General features: G+C 63.3%; 17 protein-coding genes. 4 read left to right on the top strand and 13 right to left on the bottom strand.

Annotation, left to right across the window (positions count from 1 at the left end):
• Positions 1-61: 61 nt before the first annotated feature.
• A complete protein-coding gene (locus JNB71_RS11270; protein ID WP_220371876.1) occupies positions 62-1,798 on the bottom strand; it encodes a response regulator in 1,737 nt (578 codons plus the stop codon).
• 280 nt (positions 1,799-2,078) lie between these two features.
• Between JNB71_RS11270 and mutL the strand changes: the two genes are divergently transcribed.
• Both mutL and JNB71_RS11260 read left to right on the top strand, forming a co-directional pair.
• Positions 2,079-3,878, top strand: coding sequence for a DNA mismatch repair endonuclease MutL (gene mutL / locus JNB71_RS11265; RefSeq protein ID WP_220371875.1), 1,800 nt, complete (start codon positions 2,079-2,081; stop codon positions 3,876-3,878).
• 169 nt (positions 3,879-4,047) lie between these two features.
• Positions 4,048-4,278, top strand: coding sequence for a DUF2093 domain-containing protein (locus JNB71_RS11260; protein WP_018330032.1), 231 nt, complete (start codon positions 4,048-4,050; stop codon positions 4,276-4,278).
• Between the two features lie 11 nt (positions 4,279-4,289).
• On the opposite strand, the gene lpxK is transcribed toward JNB71_RS11260, so the two are convergent.
• The 6 genes from lpxK to JNB71_RS11230 form a co-directional block, all read right to left on the bottom strand.
• Positions 4,290-5,327 carry a tetraacyldisaccharide 4'-kinase gene (gene lpxK / locus JNB71_RS11255; protein ID WP_220371874.1) on the bottom strand — a complete coding sequence of 346 codons (1,038 nt, stop codon included), beginning with the start codon at positions 5,325-5,327 and terminating at the stop codon, positions 4,290-4,292.
• Between the two features lie 271 nt (positions 5,328-5,598).
• On the bottom strand, positions 5,599-6,306 hold the full coding sequence (locus JNB71_RS11250) for an HAD family hydrolase (protein WP_220371873.1): 708 nt from the start codon (positions 6,304-6,306) through the stop codon (positions 5,599-5,601).
• 19 nt (positions 6,307-6,325) lie between these two features.
• Complete coding sequence (gene waaA, locus JNB71_RS11245) at positions 6,326-7,639, bottom strand: lipid IV(A) 3-deoxy-D-manno-octulosonic acid transferase (protein WP_220371872.1); 1,314 nt, start codon at positions 7,637-7,639, stop codon at positions 6,326-6,328.
• Positions 7,640-7,736: 97 nt separating this feature from the next.
• Complete coding sequence (locus JNB71_RS11240) at positions 7,737-7,973, bottom strand: DUF4170 domain-containing protein (protein WP_220371871.1); 237 nt, start codon at positions 7,971-7,973, stop codon at positions 7,737-7,739.
• A 57-nt stretch (positions 7,974-8,030) separates the two neighbouring features.
• Positions 8,031-8,843, bottom strand: coding sequence for a 3'(2'),5'-bisphosphate nucleotidase CysQ (locus JNB71_RS11235; RefSeq protein WP_220371870.1), 813 nt, complete (start codon positions 8,841-8,843; stop codon positions 8,031-8,033).
• Positions 8,844-8,895: 52 nt separating this feature from the next.
• Positions 8,896-10,242, bottom strand: a complete 1,347-nt coding sequence (locus tag JNB71_RS11230; RefSeq protein WP_220371869.1) for a TldD/PmbA family protein — start codon at positions 10,240-10,242, stop codon at positions 8,896-8,898.
• Positions 10,243-10,411: 169 nt separating this feature from the next.
• On the opposite strand from JNB71_RS11230, the gene JNB71_RS11225 reads away from it, so the two are divergent.
• Positions 10,412-12,271, top strand: a complete 1,860-nt coding sequence (locus JNB71_RS11225) for a monovalent cation:proton antiporter-2 (CPA2) family protein (RefSeq protein ID WP_220371868.1) — start codon at positions 10,412-10,414, stop codon at positions 12,269-12,271.
• A gap of 6 nt (positions 12,272-12,277) precedes the next feature.
• Here JNB71_RS11225 and JNB71_RS11220 read toward each other — a convergent pair whose 3' ends face one another.
• Genes JNB71_RS11220 through JNB71_RS11210 form a run of 3 tightly spaced genes read right to left on the bottom strand, consistent with a single transcriptional unit; the run spans position 12,278 to position 15,640 of the window.
• Positions 12,278-13,147: a patatin-like phospholipase family protein gene (locus tag JNB71_RS11220; protein WP_220371867.1), complete on the bottom strand. Its 870-nt coding sequence runs from the start codon at positions 13,145-13,147 to the stop codon at positions 12,278-12,280.
• Between the two features lie 18 nt (positions 13,148-13,165).
• Entirely contained in the window at positions 13,166-13,726 is a 561-nt protein-coding gene (gene rsmD / locus JNB71_RS11215) for a 16S rRNA (guanine(966)-N(2))-methyltransferase RsmD (RefSeq protein WP_220371866.1), read from the bottom strand.
• 6 nt (positions 13,727-13,732) lie between these two features.
• Positions 13,733-15,640, bottom strand: a complete 1,908-nt coding sequence (locus JNB71_RS11210; protein ID WP_220371865.1) for a pseudouridine synthase — start codon at positions 15,638-15,640, stop codon at positions 13,733-13,735.
• A 77-nt stretch (positions 15,641-15,717) separates the two neighbouring features.
• Between JNB71_RS11210 and JNB71_RS11205 the strand changes: the two genes are divergently transcribed.
• The gene (locus JNB71_RS11205; RefSeq protein WP_220371864.1) at positions 15,718-16,167 is read left to right on the top strand and encodes a nucleoside deaminase; all 450 of its coding nucleotides are present in this window, start codon (positions 15,718-15,720) and stop codon (positions 16,165-16,167) included.
• An 11-nt stretch (positions 16,168-16,178) separates the two neighbouring features.
• Here the strand turns inward: JNB71_RS11205 and JNB71_RS11200 are convergent, their stop codons facing one another.
• From JNB71_RS11200 to ileS, 3 genes are all read right to left on the bottom strand, one after another.
• A complete protein-coding gene (locus tag JNB71_RS11200; RefSeq protein ID WP_220371863.1) occupies positions 16,179-16,655 on the bottom strand; it encodes a GNAT family N-acetyltransferase in 477 nt (158 codons plus the stop codon).
• 6 nt (positions 16,656-16,661) lie between these two features.
• Entirely contained in the window at positions 16,662-17,279 is a 618-nt protein-coding gene (locus JNB71_RS11195) for a hypothetical protein (RefSeq protein WP_220371862.1), read from the bottom strand.
• 136 nt (positions 17,280-17,415) lie between these two features.
• Positions 17,416-20,418 (bottom strand): isoleucine--tRNA ligase, encoded by a 3,003-nt coding sequence (gene ileS / locus JNB71_RS11190; protein WP_220371861.1) that lies wholly within the window; start codon positions 20,416-20,418, stop codon positions 17,416-17,418.
• Positions 20,419-20,595 lie beyond the last annotated feature (177 nt).

Below are 20,595 nucleotides of genomic sequence, written 5' to 3'. Positions count from 1 at the left end.
TTCGGTAAATCTGCCGTGGGCGCTCCTTCACCCGGTCATTTCCGGGCTACTCTACCGGACTTCAGCCTGCCATACGTTCGGGTCTGGGGACGACGAACTTGCGATAGACGGCCTCTATCATGTCGGGGCTGATCGGCTTGGTGATGTGATCGTCCATGCCTGCCGCCTTGCTCTCGTCGATATCGATGTCGAGGGCCTGGGCCGTCACGGCGATGATCGGCGTCTGGAAGGCAGCCGATTTTTCCGCCGCGCGTATCGCGCGCGCCGCATCGAAGCCGTTCATAACCGGCATGGAAACGTCCATGAGGACCAGGTTCGGCCGGTATTGCTGCCAAAGCCGCACGGCTTCCTCGCCATTGGCGGCGATGCGGTAGGAGATGCCCAGCCCCTCAAGGATCTGGGCAAAGACGAACTGGTTGATTTCGTTGTCCTCGGCGACCACGACTTCGACGTCGGGCGCAGGCCGGCCCGCAGGCAGGATATCCGGCACGATGATATCCCAATCCGCCGGGGCACTGGCCGCACCAGCAATGTCGCCGCCCGAGCCCTTACAGCAAAGTGCAAGCACCCTTGCGCGCAGGTCGGATGCTGTCCAATTCCTTGCCAGTAGCAAGGACGGCAATGCCGTCCAGTTGCTAACGACGTCTTGCGCCTCAGGCATCGCGCCGTCGACAATGAGTGCCGCGATCTCGATACCGCGGGCCGCGCAAACTTCCTCGAACGCTGTCAGTTCCGCTCTGGTTCGGACCGCACATGCGTCGAGGCCCCAGCGACGCAGCAGCGGCACAAGGCTCTGCTCGAGAACCGCCGACGGCGTCACCAGCAGCACCCGGTGCCTGATCGCGGACACCGGCGCGATGATCGCACCGGCTTCGACGAGGTGCTGCATATCGATCGAACGGAAGGGGTCATAGCAATTCTGGGCCGGGACGAAGGCGTTGTAATCCTTGACCTCCAGGGGCATCCGGCCGCTCGTGACGCCGTCACGGCCGGCGTAGCCGACGACGAGATCGGTCACGTCGTTCATGCAAGTGACCAGCAGATATTTTCCTGGGCCGCCAACGCGGAACTTGCGGGTGACAACCCAGAGATCTTCGCCATCCGCCTGGACGATCTGCTCAGGCTGGCAATGGACTGCTCCGGTTTCCAGCGTCGCGCGGTCGGACCGTTCGAATTTTTCGGCGAGTTCCGGCTCCAGAAGGTCCCACACGGAACGCCCGAGGATGGCCTCCGGCGTCATGCCGTGGATCGCGCAGAATGCCTTGTTGACGGCGACATAGTTCAGGTTGCGATCTTTCACGCAGATCGGATTGGGCATGCAATCAAGGATGCCCTCGGTCAATTCGACCCGTTCAAGATCGAGCTGTATCTGCTCTTCGCGCTTTTTCTGCTCGGAAACGTCGGTGATGGAGACGATGCCAAGACCGTTGGAGAGCCGCCGCTTGCGCAGGCTGATCCAACGGTGGCGACCGATGCGCTCCACCACTTCGAAGCGCTCGCGCCAATGGTGGGAAAGATGCTCGGAAATCCATTCGTCGCGATTGGAATGCCTGCGGCTCGTTTCCGGAGCGGTGCCGTTGCGGACGCCGGAATCGAAGACGGCGGCAAGAAAGTCCCTGAGCCGCGTTCCAGTTTCCAGGAATTGCGCCGGGATGGGGTAAAACTGGAGAATAGGCCGGGCTGCAAAAATGATCTCATCATTCTTGTCGCAGACAAGAATAGCCAGTCCGAGCGCATCAGACATCGCCTCGAGCACCGATTTCTGGATGTTCGCGCCGAAAGACGCTACATCGATCATTGCATAGCCCTCATATAACCTTGGCGGCTTCTTTTTCCGGGACATGCTGACGGACGTGCCGCTTTGGCCGTATTTGGAATGAAAGCCTCGGGCGGCCAGCTGCGCCACAAGCACCAAATGACAGAACCCGTGCTCATCCAGGTTCTCGGCGAAAGTCGCAGCTTTGTATTAAGGCCTTATTAAACGCACATGACTTTATCGGGCATGCCGCTTTCGACACATCCGGGGATAGAATGCGCGACGCACTTTTCATACTGGGGCGAATCCCGGACAATAGGCCATGCCCATCAAACAACTTTCCGAGACCCTCATCAACCAGATCGCCGCCGGCGAGGTCATCGAACGGCCGGCGAGCGCGGCCAAGGAACTGATCGAGAATGCGCTCGATGCGGGCGCAACGCGCATCGAGGTCGCCACCGCGGGCGGCGGCAAGACGCTGCTTCGGGTCGTCGACAACGGCTGCGGCATGGGCCCGGACGATCTCGAACTCGCGGTTCGCCGTCATTGCACCTCCAAGCTCGATGACAATCTTCTCGACATCCGCACGCTCGGTTTCCGCGGCGAGGCGCTGCCCTCGATCGGCTCCGTCGCGCGGCTGACGATAGCCAGCCGCCCGGGGGGCGCAAGCCATGGCGCCGAGATCGCGGTGATCGGCGGCAAGCTGCAGCCGGTAAGGCCCGCCGCCGTCAACCAGGGAACCGTGGTCGAGGTTCGCGACCTGTTCTTCGCCACACCGGCGCGGTTGAACTTCATGAAGACGGAACGGGCCGAAGCCTCGGCGATCGCCGACGTCGTGCGGCGCATGGCAATCGCCTTTCCCGGCGTTCGCTTCGTGCTGTCCGGCTCGGACCGGACGACACTGGAATTTCCATCCACCGGCGACGACCGGCTTGCACGCATCGCCCAGGTCCTTGGCCGTGATTTCCGCGACAACGCCATCGAAATCGATGCGGAACGCGAAGGCGCGCGGCTGACCGGCTTTGCCGGCGTACCGACCTTCAACCGCGGCAACTCACTGCAGCAATACGCCTTCGTCAACGGCCGCCCGGTGCAGGACAAGCTGATCTGGTCGGCGCTGCGCGCCGCCTATGCCGAGACCATACCGCAAGGCCGCTATCCGGTGGCGGTGCTGTCGCTGACGGTCGATCCGGATGTGGTGGACGTCAATGTGCATCCGGCAAAATCCGATGTCCGCTTTCGCGACCCGGGCCTCATTCGCGGCCTGATCATCGGCGCGATCCGGCAGGCCCTGGCCCAGGATGGCGACCGGGCCTCGACGACCGGCGCCAGCGGCTTGATGCGGGCTTTCCGGCCGGAACCGCAGCGGCCGCATGGCGGTTGGAGCGCTGCCGCCTCGCCCTACCGGCCGATGGAATTCGACGCGCCGCCGCGCGGATTTGGAGAGGCACCGCAGGCTGCCTTTGCCGAGATGGCAACACCATCGGCCCGCGCGCCAACGTTTGAACCCGAAGCGATGACCGTACCGCAACCCGAGAGGTCCCATCCACTCGGTGCGGCGCGGGCGCAACTGCACGAGAACTATATCGTCGCCCAGACCGAGGATGGCCTCGTCATCGTCGATCAGCATGCGGCGCATGAGCGGCTGGTCTTCGAAGAATTGCGCAAGGGATTGAATTCCAGGCCGATCCCGGCACAGGCACTGCTCATTCCGGAAATCGTCGATCTGCCGGAAGACGATTGCGACCGGCTCGTGAGCCATGCCGCCGAATTTTCACGGCTGGGATTGGGGATCGAGCGTTTCGGCCCCGGCGCAGTTGCCATACGCGAAACACCGTCGATGCTCGGCGAAATCGATGCCGTCGGACTGGTGCGGCAACTGGCCGACGAGCTTGCCGAATGGGACACGGCAAATGGGCTCGCCGGCCGGCTCGACTATCTCGCGGCGACCATGGCCTGCCACGGCTCCGTGCGCTCCGGCCGGCGGCTCAGGCCAGAGGAAATGAATGCGCTGCTCCGGCAGATGGAGGCAACACCCGGCTCTGGCCAGTGCAACCACGGCAGGCCGACCTATATCGAGCTGAAGCTTTCCGACATCGAGCGGCTGTTCGGACGCAGTTGACGATACGACCTGGCAATTGCTCTGGAACTTTGGCGTTTTGCGCGCTAGAGCATGAATACAACAGATGATGCTTGGATACACAGTTGCCCAGGGCCGTGGATGCATCCGGAAGGATGCCGGCCGGAATGCATTGTGACAGCGGACGACGAAGATGCGAGGTCGAAGGACAATGAACCGGTTTGAGGGCAATGGGCACAGGGAAGCCAAGATTCGCTATCTCGACGGCGACTTCCAGATCGTGTTGCCCGGATCATATGTTACCTGCGCGGTAACGGGCGCCGCTATTCCCGTTGATGAACTGCGCTACTGGAGCGTCGCACGGCAGGAGCCCTATGCCGATGCCGAGGCGTCGTACCAGGCCGACAAGCGCGCCGGAATCCTGCCGAACCAGAAATCCTAAGGGGCCGGCCGCTATTTCCTGTTCTTGCTCAGCCTGCGTGCCCGCGCGGCCGTCAACGCCGCATCGATGATCTTGCGCGGAGAACCAGGGTCGTCGAAGCGGACTTCGACATCGATCACCCGGCTCTTTTCCATCAGTTCCGCGGCCCGGCCAAAGCCTCGCTCCAGCCGCACCATGTCTTTGGCCGTCGTCACGAGCTGGTAGCCCTTGGCGGCAGCGTGATCGAGCAGATCGGCGATTTCGTCCTCGGAAAAATGGTGGTGATCGGGAAAGCTGCGGCTTTCGGCGAGGACAGCCCCCGTCTCGCGCACCGTGCGGAAGAATTTTTCCGGATCGGCGATACCCACCCAGGCGAGAACCGGCATCTCTCTCAGGCCGCCATCGTCGAGATGCGTGACATTGGCTTCGTAAATCTGCTTGCCGGCGCGGGCTGCACGGCGGATCAGCGCGTCAGCGCGCTCACCGTTGCCGATCTTCAGGAGCGCCGAGGCGTGGCGGATCTGGTGGCTGAGAGGCGCGCGCACGGGTCCGGCGGGGATCAGGAAACCATTGCCGATCCCTCGTCGGCTGTCGATCACCAGCAGCGAAAAATCGAATGTCAGCCGGGCGCTCTGAAACCCATCGTCCATGATGATGAGATCAGCTCCTTCGGCCACCAATCGGCGTGCGCCCTCGACGCGCCTGCGGCAGACCACGGCAAGGCCCTCGCGGGCCAGAAGCAACGGCTCGTCGCCGACATCGCGGGCGCGGTGGTGCGCGAGATCGACCACAGTCGTCACGTCGAGCGAACCGCCATAGCCGCGGCTTAGAAATCCCGGCTTCAGCCCACGCTGGCGGGCCGCCCGGGCAAGCGCGATCGCAGTCGGCGTTTTGCCTGCCCCGCCAACTGTGAAATTGCCGACGCAGATGACGGGAACCGGAACGGAGACACGCCGCGCATGGTCCATGCGCCAGCCGGAAACGCGGCCATAAATCCAGGAGAAGGGCCAGAGGCCACGGGCGCGCCAATCCGCTTTGGTCCACCAGAACGGCGGTGCTTCAGAAACCATCAGTCCTACCAGCCTCCCCACGCTTTGGCTGGCGACACAAAACGGCAGATTGCCGGGAATTGCAAGCCATCGCCATATATCCGCCCACGGCAAATGAACCGGCCTCAGGGCACGTCGAAACGCACTCAACACCAGCGAAAGCCAGGGGCGCGCCCCTCCGCCGAAGGCCATCCGGTCGCAGGTCCAACTTGCCGTCCAGGGCTCGACATCGCCACGACGGCCACTCGCTGCCGATCCAGTTGTTCCAGTCGGCAAGCAGGTCAGCCGGGCGTCAGATCAGAACGCTCTCGAGTTCGGTGATATCGTTGAGGCAATGATCGGACGCCTCAGCAAGCGATTGCTGTGAGCCGGTGCCGGTCAGCACTGCCACGGTGAGGCCGACGCCGGCGCTCCGGCCCATATGCAGATCATGGTTGTTGTCGCCGACAACGGCGACCTGATGCGGCTCAAGCCCGGTCGCGGCGCAGAAGCCGTGGACCATGCCGGGCTGCGGCTTGGTGCCGAAGCCGCTGTCGTAGCCCGCGACGTAATGCAGATAGCCATCGAAGCCGAAGCGCTTTGCGGTTTCGCGGATCGAACGTTCATTGTCGCTGGAGGCAACGCCGAGCCGATAGCCCTTGGCATGCAGGCCGGCAAAGAAGGCGGCGAGATCGGTCACCGGGACGGCAAAGGCGGCCGAGTTGGAAAAGAGCCCGTCGAGCTTCGCCGTCAGTTCCTCCACCGTGTAGGGCGCGCCGGCGGCGACCATGCCGGTGGCGATCTCGACCGTATTGCCCGCAGCCAGCAGACTGTCCGGCGTGACATAGCCGGTATCGGGATCCATGCCGCCCGCTACCAGCAGGCGCCGGGCAAGCTCCTGGTCACCATCGGCGGCGATGCTGGCCACCTCGTAATTCACCGGAACCCAACTCTTGACATAGTCGAGCAGCGTCCCATCCTTGTCAAAGAGGATGCCGGATATCGCCTTCTCACTCGTCATCGGACAGTCCCCCGGAAAGTCAGCCCTCACTGCGCGGCTGCAGCCGCGCCTTCACCGTCAGCGGATTGATATAGGGCTCAAGCCCTCTGATCGTGGCCGACAGCGCTCCGCGCATTTCATGCACGGTTTCAAGTCCGGCATCGATCATCTTGCGACGCACCTCGTCGTTGACGAGCAGATAGTTGACCCCCTTGGCCAGCATCTCGACATCGCGGATGATCTTGGCGCTGCCGTTCTTGGCCAGCATCTGATAGGTATCGCGGAAATTCTGCACGCTCCCCCCCGACAGGATGGCGCAGCCGAGCATCGCCGGCTCCAGCGGGTTCTGCCCGCCTTCGGCAAACAGCGACCGGCCGACAAAGGCGACTTCCGTCAAGCGGAGATAAAGTCCCATTTCGCCGATCGTGTCACCGAGGAAGATATCCGTCTCAGGCGTGATCGGGTCGTTGCGCGTGCGCCGCGCGACGGTCAGCCCCTTGGCGTTCAGCATCGCCTCGATCGCGTCGCAGCGCTCGGGATGGCGCGGCACGATGATCGTCAGCAATCCGGTGCGCTCCTTCAAGGCCCGATGGACAATGCCCGCGGCATTCTCCTCGCCTTCGAAGGTCGAGATCGCAGCCCAGGTCTTACGGTCGCGGATCTGCTGGGCGTAGTGCTTCAGCACTTGCCCGTCATGTGGCGGCGCGTCAGTATCGACCTTCAGATTGCCCGATACCATGACCGGCAGCGCGCCGAGCGTGCGAAAACGGTCGGCATCGAGATCCGACTGGGCAATGACAAGCGCCAGGTTTTCAAACAGTGCATCGGCGAGCCAGAGACGCTTCTTCCAGCGGCCGAACGTGCGATCCGACAGGCGGCCGTTGACAAGCACCTGGGGAATATGGCGTTGCCCAAGCTCGACGATGGTCATCGGCCAGATTTCCGATTCCGCGATGATCGCCAGATCCGGCTCCCAGTAGTCGAGGAAGCGGGCGACGGCCGGCTTAAAATCGAGCGGCACATATTGATGGATGACGCCGGGTCCGAGCCGGTCGGCGGCCAGTCGAGCCGATGTCGTCGTTCCCGTCGTCAAGACAACGGCAATGCCGCGGCGCGATACTTCCTTGATAAGTGGAATGACCGCCGTGGTCTCACCGACGCTTGCGGCATGGAACCAGACCAGCGGTCCCTGCGGGCGCGGCGCACTGGCATGACCATAGCGCTCCTGGCGGCGGGCGGAATCCTCCTTGCCCTTGGCCGCACGGGCGGCAAGATAGGACCAGACGAGAGGATAGATCGCCGTGCCGATCCAGCGGTAGCTGGACAGCGCCAGGCGGGCAAGCACGCGGCTCATGACAAGCGGTCCCCGCTTTCTCGCTGCGGGCTGGAAACGGCGATTGCGGCGGGAGCCTTTGAGGGCACAGCCGTCGTCTGCGCGGGCCGGATCGGCATCAAGCCTGTTCCGGATCGAGCAGACGGTGCATGTGCACGATGAAATAGCGCATATGGGCGTTGTCGACCGTCAGCTGCGCCTTGGATTTCCAGGCGGCCAGTGCGCTGTCATAATCGGGGAAGATGCCGACGACGTCGAGCTTGTCCAGGTCGCGGAACTCAACGTCGGTCAGCGTCGTGAGCTCGCCGCCGAAAACGAGATGGAGCCGCTGTTTCTTTTCCGAATTCTGAGCCATTTGACCTTCCAATTTTCCTGACGTTTTTCTGTGGTTTGCGGCATCCAGGCGGAAAGGTCAATGGCCATCCAGCCCTTGCGAGGCGGCAATCAACGCCGGCAGAACGGACATTGCTGCGGCGCACAGAACGGTATGGCGAACATTGGGGCGATTATAGGAAAGCGGCTGTCCGTCGAGGCCGAAAAGCGCACCACCGGCTCGCTCGAGGATCAGATCGGCAGCGGCAAGATCCCAATCGTGCGAATTTTTCTTAACGATCGTGCCGTCGATGCGGCCGTCGGCGACCATGGCGATCCTGTAGGCAAGCGAAGGCACATGGGCGATGCGCGAAACGCCGGCGCGATAGCCATGTTCGAGCAATCGAACCGTCTCTTCCGCAAGGGCAATCCGCAGCACTGTGTCCTTCTCAGTCCTCACGGTAACCGGCATACCGTTCTTCAAGGCATCGCCCGTGAGCGTCGCCTGGAACAGTTCATCAAGGGCCGGGGCAAACAGCACGCCGGCCACCGGGCGACCGTGATGCACGACGGCGACGCTGACGCACCAGACCTCCTTGCCGGCGATGAAGGCGCGGGTACCGTCGATCGGATCGACGACGAACACTGTATCGCAGCCGAGCCGGGCCTCGTCGTCATCGGTCTCCTCCGACAGCCAGCCATAGTTGGGCCGCGCCGTCAGCAGCTTTTCCTTCAGGATGTCATTGGCTGCGTAATCCGCCTCACTGACTGGCGAGCGCCCTTCGTTCTTCCATTGGACATCCGGATTCTTGCGAAAGAAGGACAGTGCCCTTTCGCCCGCGGCCTTCGCCGCCATGGTGATGAGTTCCAGATCGCTGATCCACTGATCCGGCGATGTGCGAACGGCGTTCATTCAGTCTTTCCATTTCCCGGCCGCCGGCCGCGTTGAAGGTCTGCGGTGGTATCTACTTGCCCGCGAGCGTCATGCCCTCGATGGCAAGCGTCGGTGCCGCGACACCGAACTTGCGATCGATGTCGTCGGCCAGCGTTACGGCAAAGAACATCTGCTTGAGGTTCGAGGCAATCGTGACTTCCGATACGGGGAAGGTCAACTCGCCGTTCTCGATCCAGAAACCCGAGGCGCCGCGGCTGTACTCGCCCGTCAGCATGTTGACGCCCTGGCCGATCAGTTCGGTGACATAAAAACCGGTCCCGACATTGCGGATCAGCTCCTCGCGGGAGATATTTCCGGGCTCGAGCGCGAAGTTCGTCGACGATGGCGACACCGCTGGGCCGCTGCGCACGCCGCGTCCGTTGGTCTCCAGCCCGAGTTCCCTGCCCGTCGACGTGGACAGGAACCAGTGCTTCAGCACGCCATCCTCGATCATCGACAGCTTTTGGCCGGTCACGCCTTCCCCGTCGAAAGGACGCGAAGAGGCACCACGCACCACCAGCGGATCGTCGGTGACATGGATGCCCGCCTTCATGACCGGCTTTCCCATCATGTCACGCAGGAAACTCGTTTTGCGGGCAACCGATGCGCCGTTGATCGCGCCGGCGATGTGGCCGGCAAAGCCGCGCGCCATGCGCGGGTCGAAAACGACGGTGATGTTCTTCCGGGTCGGCACCTGGCGCGGGCCGATGCGGGCGACCGCCCGCTCGCCAGCCGTGCGGCCGATTTCGGCGGCCGGTTTCAGGTCGGCGAAATAGAGGCGGCTGTCGAAATCATAGTCTCGTTCCATCTTCGTGCCATTGCCGGCAATGGCGCTGACCGAGCGGCCGAAGCGCGTGCCCATATAGGCCCCGGAAAACCCATGCGAGGTGACGAGCACCATCCCGCCCATGCCGGCGGACGCACCGGCGCCACTGGAGTTGGTGACGCCGTTCACGGCAAGGGCTGCTTCTTCCGCTTCCAGCGCCGCGGCCGTCAGGGCGTCGGTCGAGACCTCGGTCGGATCGAAGAGCTCGAGATCGGGATAGGATTTCGCCAGACGCTCGGCATCGGCGAGGCTCGCGAAAGGATCCTCCGGCGAGGCCTTGGCCATGGCCACCGCGCGCTCGGCCAGGACCTTCAGGTCGAAGCCCGGATTGGCCGAAACGCTGGCGACACGGCGGCCGACGAACACGCGGAGCGAAAAATCGTCACTTTCCGAGGCCTCCGTTCCCTCGACCTTTCCGAGCCGCACCGAGACGGAGCGGGACCGGGAGCGAAGCGCCACGGCGTCCGCCTGGTCGGCGCCGGCCTTGAGCGCCAGGTCGACAAGCTCGGCTGCGCGCTTCTGGAGAACGTCGGAATCGATGATATCGGACATGATTTAGCCTTTCATTCCTGCCCCATTTATTGTGCACTGGGACGGGCATCAAGGGCATACCCTGATTCTTGGTCGCGGCCCCGACGAAATACCCGATCCCGGGGCAATCTCTTGCCCAAGCGAAAATATGAGAACCCGTGCCAACCCTCACGGGCAGGAAAGAACAGACATGTCGACCACGCCCGTCCTCACTTCACAGGCCCTGGTGCTGCTCGGCGGCGCCGTCGTGGCGGCCCCGATCTTCAAGAAGCTCGGGCTCGGCACGGTTCTGGGCTATCTCGCCGCCGGCATCATCATCGGTCCGTTGCTTAACCAGATCACCGACGGCGAGCAGATCCTCGGTTTTGGCGAACTGGGTGTCGTCTTCCTGCTGTTCGTCATCGGCCTAGAGCTGAAGCCCTCGCGCCTTTGGCAGATGCGGCGTGACATCTTCGGGCTCGGTACCGCGCAGGTATTGCTGACCGGCGCGGTCGTGTCGGCCATTCTCTTCGAACTCGGCATGCTCGACTGGAGCGGCAGCGTCATCACCGGCTTCGGGCTAGCGCTGTCATCGACGGCCTTCGCATTGCAGATCCTCGACGAAAAGGGTGACACGAACTCGCGCTACGGCCAGCGGGCGTTTTCGGTACTCTTGCTGCAGGACCTGGCGATCGTGCCGCTGCTGGCGTTGATCCCGCTCGTCGCCCTGCAGGCGCCCGAAGATACCAGCCCGCCGCTGCAGGACTTCGCGGTCGCCGTCGGCGCGATCCTGATCATGGTGATTGCTGGCCGCTACCTTCTCAATCCCCTGTTCCAGATCCTTGCCCGCACGGGTGCTCGGGAAGTCATGATCGCCGCCGCACTCCTGATCGTGCTCGGTGCCGCAACGATGATGCAGCTTGCCGGTCTCTCGATGGCGATGGGTTCGTTCCTCGCCGGCGTTCTGCTCGCCGAATCCTCCTATCGGCATGAGCTGGAAGCCGATATCGAACCGTTCCGCGGGTTGCTGCTCGCATTGTTCTTCATGGCCGTCGGCCTGTCGCTGGAGATCAACGTCATCCTCAGGGACTATCCCCTGATCCTGATTGCCGTACCGCTGCTGATGCTGCTCAAGGCGGTGATCCTCTACACACTCTGCCGGGCGACGGGTTCGCCGCACAATGACGCGGTTCGCATCGGGCTGCTCTTGCCGCAGGGCGGGGAATTCGGCTTCGTGCTGTTCACCGCCGCAGCCGCTGCCGGCGTGTTTTCGGACAGCTGGGCATCTCTCTTGATCGTCGTCGTCACGCTGTCGATGGCGCTGACGCCTGCCGCCGCCGCGCTCGCCGGATTGCTCATGAACGAGCATGACGAGATGACTGAAGAGCTGGAGGAAGACTTCGATGGCGCCGGCGCCGACGTGCTGATGATCGGGTTCTCCCGCTTCGGCCAGATCGCCTCGCAGATCCTGCTTGCCGGCGGTCGCGAGGTCACCATCATCGATCATTCCGCCGCCCGCGTTCGGCAGGCCGCGACCTTCGGGTTCCGCATCTATTTCGGCGACGGAACGCGGCTCGACGTGCTGCGCGCCGCCGGCATCGAGCGCGCCAAGATCGTCGCGGTGTGCACCCAGAAGATGGAAATCACCGACCGGATCGTCGATATGGTGCAGGCGGAATATCCGAATGCCCGTATCTATGCGCGCTCCTATGACCGTGTGCACACCCTGTCGCTTCGGGCACGCGGCGTCGACTATGAGCTGCGCGAAACCTTCGAGTCCGGTCTCGTGTTCGGTCGCAAGGCGCTGGAGGGGCTGGGTGTCGACGACAATGCAGCGCAGGAAATCATGGACGATATCCGCCGGCGCGACGAGGCGCGGCTGGCGGTGCAGGAAGCCGAGGGCATCAGCGCCGGGCGCGACATGCTGCATTCCAAACCCGTCAGGCCGGAACCGCTGATAAAGCCGAAGCGCGAGAAGGCGCCGTCGCTGGAGCCGGGGCACGATATTCTTTCGGCCACGGCAAACATCAAGGCCAGCCCGGAAAAGGACGCCCTGGCCGACGCTGACTGATCCTTTTCAAGGCCGGCTTTTCGCCTCGAGGGCTGCATCAAGCGCGGTCTTGAGCTGTTCCTTAACGGGCGCCGTCGCAGCCAGCACCTCCTGCGCCTTGAGGAAATCCATGACGCGGAAGCGATTGACCTCCGGCCGCAGGAGAATGTCCGGCGGGTGCGCCTTCATCTTCATGGCGATGATCGACTGCATCAACAACTGGCTGGCGCCGAACAGACTGTCGCGCCAGCTCGGCATGGTCTCGCCATCGCCATCCGGTCCGCCGACGACATCAACGGCGATGACGATATCGGCCAGGCCGGTCAGGTGATCGAAGGGCACCGGATTGTAGATGCCGCCGTCGATCATCACCCGGCCATCTATTCGCACGGGCATGAACAGGATCGGCAGCGCCGCCGATGCGGCAAGCGCCTGATGCAGGTCGCCGGACTGGCAGACGCGCTCGGTCTGGCCGTAATAATCGGTGGTCATCACCTTCAGGGGCAACTCGAGATCGGCGAAATCCTTCGGCACGCTGTCAGGCAGGAAGGCGGGAAGAATACGCTCGATATTGAACTGCCCCACGCGCAAGCCGTTCGTGACCGCTTGCTTCAGGCTTGAAGGACGCAGACTCCACAGGCGGTTGACGATTTCCTTGCGGCGGCCGACGGTCGCCATCGTATGATCTGCAATTTCCGCACCGCTCAAGCCAGCGGCCATGCCCGCCCCCATAATCGCCCCGATAGAGGAACCGGCGACGGCGACAGGGCGGATGCCGAGCTCATCCAACGCCTCGATGACATGGATGTGGGCGAGACCACGTGCACCGCCGCCGCCGAATGCGACGGCAACAGTTGGACCTCCTGATTTTTTCACTGTTTCGAGGCCTTGCGTCATGCTCAGCGTCTTTCGGTATCACGCGGCGCGATATCGGTAGAAATGCATCTTCGTGTCGCCGAAGAGCCGGTCGTCGATCAACTCGAACCCATCCTGCGGCACCGGTTGAACATCGGCCCGCTCTTCGAGAATGACAAGAGCGCCCGGCACCAGCCAGCCGCCTTTGGCGGCAGAGGCAAGCGCTTTTTCGCCAAGCCCCCTGCCATAGGGCGGATCGGCAAAGACCAAATGGAATGGCTCGACGGTGCCGGCCGGCCCAAGATCGGTCGCGTCGCGCCGGAAAATGCGCGCCCGGCCGGTCAGGCCGAAAGCCTCGATATTGGTGCGCAACAGGCCCCTGCCCTCGGCGCTCTGCTCGACGAACAACGCCTGACGGCAACCGCGCGACAGGGCTTCGAGGCCAACCGCGCCGGTGCCGGCAAATAGATCGAGAATGCGGGTCCCGTCGAGGGCCTGCGCATAACCATGGCTCAGGATGTTGAACAGGCTTTCGCGCGTCCGGTCCGTCGTAGGCCGGATGTCGTTGGACCTGGGCGTTGCAAGCCCGCGCCCGCGAAACTCACCGCCGACGATCCGCACCTTCGCTTAGTTCCCGCGTCCGCGCGGCTTGCCGCCACCCGCCGGGCGTCCGCCCGCAGGCTTGCCGCCGCGCGGGCCGCCGGCCTTCGCGCCGAACGGTTTTGCCCCGCCCGGCTTACCCAAGGACTTGCCACGTGGTTTGTCACCGGCCGGGCGGTCGCCGCGTGGTGGGCGGTCGCCGAAATCCCGCGGCTTGCGGTCGCCGTCCGTGCGCGAGAAGGATTTTTCGCCGAACGGCTTGCGCGGACGGTCTGACTGCGGACGATCACTTTGGGGTCGGTCGCCGCGTGGTCGATCGGAGAAAGAGCGGGCACCTTCGGCACGGGGCTTGCGATCACCAAACGGCTTGTCACCGTCGCGGCGCGGCGGACGATCGCCACCTTCACGCCGAGCCGGGCGATCACCGAAGCCACGCGCAACGCGGTCACCGCCGCGCTTGCGGTCGCCGCGGCCTTCATCTCTACCGGTCTCTTCGCTGGCCCTGATCCAGTCGCCGTCGTCATCGGCCCGATTGACCACGACGCGCGGTCCGCGGTCGGGGCGATCGTAGACGGTCGCCTTCTTGCGATCCGGATCGAATTTCTTGTTGGACTTCATCGCCAGGCCATCCTTGGTCCGGCCGTAGCGCTTGGTTGCAGGTGCACCCTCCGGACGCTCACGGCGAACCGGCTTGTCGGCCACATCCGCTGCCTGCGCGTCCTTCGGCTTCTTTTCGGCGATCGGCCGGGCACCGGGCGCCATCCAGACATTGGCCTTGCGGGGCCTAAGGCCGGGTTCGCGCTTCGGACGGTCGTCGAATTTCGCCTCCGCGCCGCCACGGTCCTTGCGGTCACCACGTCCGCCGCCTCTATCGTCACGCTTGGTGTCGAGGCGGGAAAGCGCCCGCTCGCGCTTGTCGCCAGGCTTTTCACGGAAAGCGCCGCGTTCCTTGGCTTCCGGCTTGCCAGCCGACCATTCATTTTTCTGCGGCTTTTCTTCCTCAGCGGCGTCGAAGATCGGCGCGTCGAAATTGGCCTTGGCGTCCTCGATCAGACGCGGGCCGAGCTGGTCGCGCAAGGTGCGGCCGCGAATTTCCTGGGCATGGCCCTCCGGCAGCTCGCCGAGCTGGAAGGGGCCATAGGAGATGCGGATCAGCCGGTTCACGTCGAGGCCGAGCGCGCCCATGACGTTCTTGATTTCTCGGTTCTTGCCTTCACGCAGGCCCATGGTGATCCAGACGTTCGAGCCCTGGACCTTGTCCAGCGTCGCCTCGATCGAACCGTAGAGCACGCCATCGACGGCGATGCCGTCCTTGAGCTTGTCGAGCGCTGCCTGATCGATCGTGCCATGGGCGCGCACGCGGTAGCGGCGCAGCCAGCCGGTCGACGGCAGTTCGAGTACGCGGGCCAGACCACCGTCATTGGTGAGCAGGAGCAGGCCTTCGGTGTTGATGTCGAGACGGCCGATCGACAGGACGCGCGGCAGATCGTCCGGCAGGTTGTCGAAAACGGTCGGACGCCCTTCCGGATCGGAATTGGTTGTCACCAGGCCGGAAGGCTTGTGATAGAGCCAGAGCCTGGTACGCTCGATGCCTCGGATCGGCTGACCATCGACCTCGATCTTGTCGGCAAGCGTCGCATTGACGACCGGCGTCTCCAGCACGGTGCCATTGAGGCTAACGCGGCCTTCCATAATCATGCGCTCGATGTCACGGCGCGAGGCGACGCCGGCACGCGCCAGAATCTTGGAAATGCGCTGCGGCACGTCCGCATCGACGGTCTCCACTGCAGCCACTCTCGGCTTGCGCGGCTTTCCCGCTTCCGTCTTTTCAGCGCCCGAATGTGCGGCTGCGGCCTTGCGCGCGCCGGTATAGGGCTTCTTGTCGCGGCCGGCCGGCTTGCCGCCGGGCCGCTGGGGCTTGTCTTTGAATGTCATTTGTGTTGCCTGCCTTTTGGGGCTGTCCTATCAGGTCCAGGCCCAAGGGTTAAGAGAAATTATCGCGGGTTCCAACGATGGCCGAAACGAGCCGCTTCATGGATTTGGCGCTGGCAGAAGCCCGGATGGCAGGGGCGCGCGGCGAAGTGCCGGTCGGGGCCGTGCTCGTCCTCAATGGCGAGGTCATCGCCAGAGCCGGAAATCGGACCCGCGAACGCAACGACGTCACTGCCCATGCCGAGATCGAGGCGATCCGCGAAGGCTGCCGCGTCATCGGCGACGAGCGGCTCCCGGGCGCCGACCTCTATGTCACGCTCGAACCTTGCACCATGTGCGCGGCGGCCATCTCGTTTGCAAGGCTGCGGCGGCTCTACTACGGCGCCGAGGATCCGAAAGGCGGCGGCGTCGACAATGGCGTGCGTTTCTTCACCCAACCGACCTGCCACCACGCGCCGGACGTCTATTCGGGTTTTTCAGCGCAGGCAGCGGCGGATATCCTCAGGCAGTTTTTTGCAGAGAAGCGTTGAAGTAGCGGCAATTACCCGGCGGCAAAGCTTTCGAGCGCCGCTCCGGTCAGGCGATAGCGCGTCCATTCGCTGAGCGGCTCGGCACCGATGGCCTCGTAGGCCTTGATCGCTGGTTCGTTCCAGTCCAGCACGCTCCATTCGAAGCGGCCGCATCCCTTTTCCACGGCGATCCGTGCCAGATAGCGCAGCATCAGGCGCCCGGCCCCGGTTCCGCGCTGCTCGGGCATGACGTAGAGGTCTTCAAGATAAAGGCCGTTGCGGGCCTGCCAGGTGGAATAGCTGAAGAACCACACGGCAAAACCAACGGGAACGCCATCGCGCTCGCAGATTGCCGCGTGTGAGACGGAATTCGGCCCGAACAAGGATTCGGTGATCGTTTCGACCGTCGCCTCGACCTCGTGTCCGGCCTTTTCGTAAATTGCCAGCTCGGTAATGAAACGCAGGATGGTTCCTGCATCGGCTGACGTCGCCTTGCGAATATCAAACATTGGCGATCAGAAAATATCCCACCACTTCTTGCCGCTGCCGGCAATCGCGGCTTCCTTCTTGCGGCGGCGCTCCTTGACCTGCTCCGGCTCGCCGAGGTCCGCCATGGCCTCTTCCGGCATCTTGCGGTATTCGAGCGGCGGGTCGCTCAGGAAACGGCGCTTGTCGGCATAGGCGCCCATCTGGATCTTGCGGGCTTCCCGATACGCCTCCTGCTGCTCCTTGGCCGTCAGGCGACGGCCATTGGCATTCGACTTGGCCAGCGGCGAAACATAGGTCGAGCTGTCGGCATTGGCATCGGCTTCGTCACGCAGGCGCTGGCGCGTTTCTTCCGGCGATTCCAGCCACTGCGGATTGTCCTTGGTGGCAAGGTTCTGCTGCGGCTGCACCAGCGAAGCCGTTTCCGTTTGAGGCGGCAATACCAGGCCGGGCCGCGGCTGGTACTTGAGGTTCTTGGGCTTGGTCTCCCCCAGGCTGACGGTGCTGCCGAGGTCGTCCAGCAGGTGTTCGCCGGCGGTCTTGTCTGTGCCGTAGGTCGGGCCGCCGAGGCAGCCGGTCAGGACCAGGCTGCCGGCCACAACGCCGAAAATACCGGCATACACTCGAAACTCTCGCGTCATTCCCATGAAAACCCTTCCAGCAGCGCCGGCACGATCGATCTCTCAAGGCGGCATTGTGCGCCCATGGCGGATAAATCCGCCGATTTTCAGGCAGGTTCTACCGGATGAGCCGCAAAAGAGCAATTCACCCCGCACACAATCCTTAAGAAGCGAAGCCGAGTTCGCGCAGCGCCGCCGCGTCGCGGGCGGATACATCCGGGAAGGCCGGATCGGAACCGACATCGGCGGTGATCCGCCAGGACCGGGCGCATTTGACGCCATCTGCAAGTTTGGGCTCGACACTGACCGTCGACAGGTCGTCCAGGCGGAAGGCTCCTTCCGGCCCCTTGCCATCGACGATGGTGATGCCTGACGTGATGCAGATTTCCGCGAAATCCTGGCCTTCCAGTGCCCGCAGCAGGGCGGCATCGGCGATGTGTACGACCGGTGCGGCTTCCAGTGAGGAGCCGATACGCTTATCACGTCGCTCGATTTCAAGCGCACCGGTGACGGCGCGGCGCACGTCGCGAACCTTCTTCCATTTTTCCGCCAGCGCCTCGTCGCGCCATTCGGCCGGCACGATCGGGAACTGTTCCAGATGGACAGAGACGGCCGACGGATCGCGCGACAGCCAGGCCTCTTCCGCCGTGAAGGGCAGAACCGGCGCAAGCCAGGTGACGAGGCACTCGAACAGCTTGCGGATGACCGCGAGCGAGGCGCGGCGGCGCAGGCTCGACGGCGCATCACAATAGAGCGCGTCCTTGCGGATATCGAAATAGAAGGCCGACAGCTCGACATTCGAGAAATCGATCAGTGCGCGGGCGATGCGCTTGAAGTCGAAGGCATCGTAACCGTCTCGGACGAGGTGGTCGAGCTCGGCCAGGCGGTGCAGCATCAGCCGCTCGAGCTCGGGCATGTCGTTGAAGGCGATGTCGTCGCCCTTGTCATGCGCCAGCGTGCCGAGCATCCAGCGGATGGTGTTCCTGAGCTTGCGATAGGCATCGATGTTGGTCTGGATGATCGCCTTGCCGAGACGCTGGTCTTCCCAGTAATCGGTGGTCGCGACCCAGAGGCGCAGGATATCGGCGCCCGATTCCTTCATCACGTCCTGCGGGGCAACGACATTGCCCTTGGACTTCGACATCTTCTCGCCCTTCTCATCCATGGTGAAGCCATGGGTGATGACGGCATTATATGGCGCGCGGCCACGGGTCGCCGCACTTTCGAGCAGCGACGAATGAAACCAGCCGCGATGCTGGTCGGAGCCTTCGAGATAGACATCGGCCGGCCATTTCAGGTCGGGACGGTCTTCCAAGGTGAAGGTGTGGGTCGAGCCTGAATCGAACCAGACGTCGAGGATATCCATTACCTGCGTCCAGCGGCCATGATCATGATCGGGCCCAAGGAACCGCTCCTTGGCACCTTCGGCGAACCAGGCATCAGCACCCTCCTTCTCGAAGGCTTCGAGGATGCGGGCGTTGACGGCGTCGTCGACCAGCACTTCGCCCTTTTCGTCTGCAAAGACGGCGATCGGCACACCCCAGGCGCGCTGACGGGAAAGCACCCAGTCCGGCCGGTTCTCGATCATGGCGCGCAGGCGGTTCTGGCCGGCGGCGGGCACGAAGCGGGTTTCGTCGATGGCACTGAGCGCACGCGAACGCAGCGTCGTTCCGTCGGCAAGCTCCTTGTCCATATAGACGAACCATTGCGGCGTGTTGCGGAAGATGACCGGCTTCTTCGACCGCCAGGAATGCGGATAGGTGTGCTTCAGGCGGCCGCGGGCAAACAGCGCGTGGCGAGCGATCAGCGCCTTGATGACGCGATCATTGGCATCGCCCTTCTTGCCCGCGTCGTCGATGACGCGAGCCGCGCCGTTCTCCGCGTCCGGACCGAAGCCGGGCGCATCGACTGTATAAAAACCGGCGTCGTCCACCGGGAACGGGATCGCCGAGGAGATGCCGCGGGCTTCGAGCGCCCGGGCATTGTCCATCCACGCGTCAAAGTCCTCGCGGCCGTGGCTGGGGGCCGTGTGGACAAATCCGGTGCCGGCATCGTCGGTAACGTGGTCGCCATCGAGCAACGGCACCTGGAAATGATAGCCGCCGCCCAGACCGTGCAGCGGATGGGCGCAGGTGATCGCCGCCAGTTCGTCGGCGCCGATTTCGCGAAGGAAATTGAACGTGACCTTAGCCTTGGCTGCTGCTTCATCGGCAAGGCGCCTTGCAAAGATCAGCTTTTCGCCCGGCTGCGGGCCGAATTCGTTTTCGGCGCTTGCGACCTCAAAGAGGCCATAGGGATAGCGCGAGGAGTAAGCGATCGCGCGGTTGCCGGGGATCGTCCAGGGCGTGGTCGTCCAGATGACGACGAAGGCAGACAACAGGTCAGCAAAATCAGCCTCGACATCAGCGGGCTCAGAGGCCTCGCCCTGCTCCTTGAGTATCTTGGCGATCTCAACAACCTGATCAGCGTATCCCTGCCGCCTGATGGCGACCACCGGGAACTTCACCCAGATCATGTCGCTCTCGACATCCTGGTACTCGACCTCGGCTTCGGCCAGCGCCGTACGCTCGACAACCGACCACATGATCGGTTTCGAACCGCGATAGAGCTGGCCGGACTTGGCGATCTTCAGGAGTTCGCCGGCGATGCGGGCTTCGGCATGGAAGGCCATCGTCGTATACGGATTGTCGAAATCGCCCTCGATGCCGAGGCGCTTGAATTCTTCCGACTGGATCTTGATCCAGCCAGCCGCGAAATCGCGGCACTCCTTACGGAACTCGTTGACGGGAACCTCATCCTTGTTCTTGCCCTTGGAGCGATAAGCCTCTTCGATCTTCCATTCGATCGGCAAGCCATGGCAATCCCAGCCCGGGACATAGTTGGCATCATAGCCGCGCATCTGGAACGAGCGGGTGATGATGTCCTTGAGGATCTTGTTCAGCGCATGGCCGATATGGATGTTGCCGTTGGCATACGGCGGGCCGTCGTGAAGCACGAATTTCTCGCGGCCGGCGGCCGACGCGCGCAGCTTCTTGTAGAGCTCCATCTTCTGCCAGCGGGCAACCGTCTCCGGCTCCTTCTGCGGCAGGCCGGCGCGCATCGGAAATTCAGTTTCCGGCAAATACAGGGTTTTCGAATAATCGAGCTTTTCTGAGGTCACGGTCATGGTTTTTGCAATCGTCTCTGAGCGCGTTTCGCCGCGCATGCGAACGGGATATCTTCAAGGAATAGCGGAGGCGCCTGTCTCAAACGCCGAAAACCCGGACCTTCCGGCGGCTATCAGAGCGCTGGGAAGGCCGGGCCAATAATTCGCTGATCACGTATCAATCGACGATATCGGGTC

Origin of the sequence: Rhizobium herbae, assembly GCF_019511375.1 — a bacterium.
Lineage (GTDB): Bacteria > Pseudomonadota > Alphaproteobacteria > Rhizobiales > Rhizobiaceae > Pararhizobium > Pararhizobium herbae_A.
This window is presented reverse-complemented; position numbering and strand designations above follow the sequence as displayed.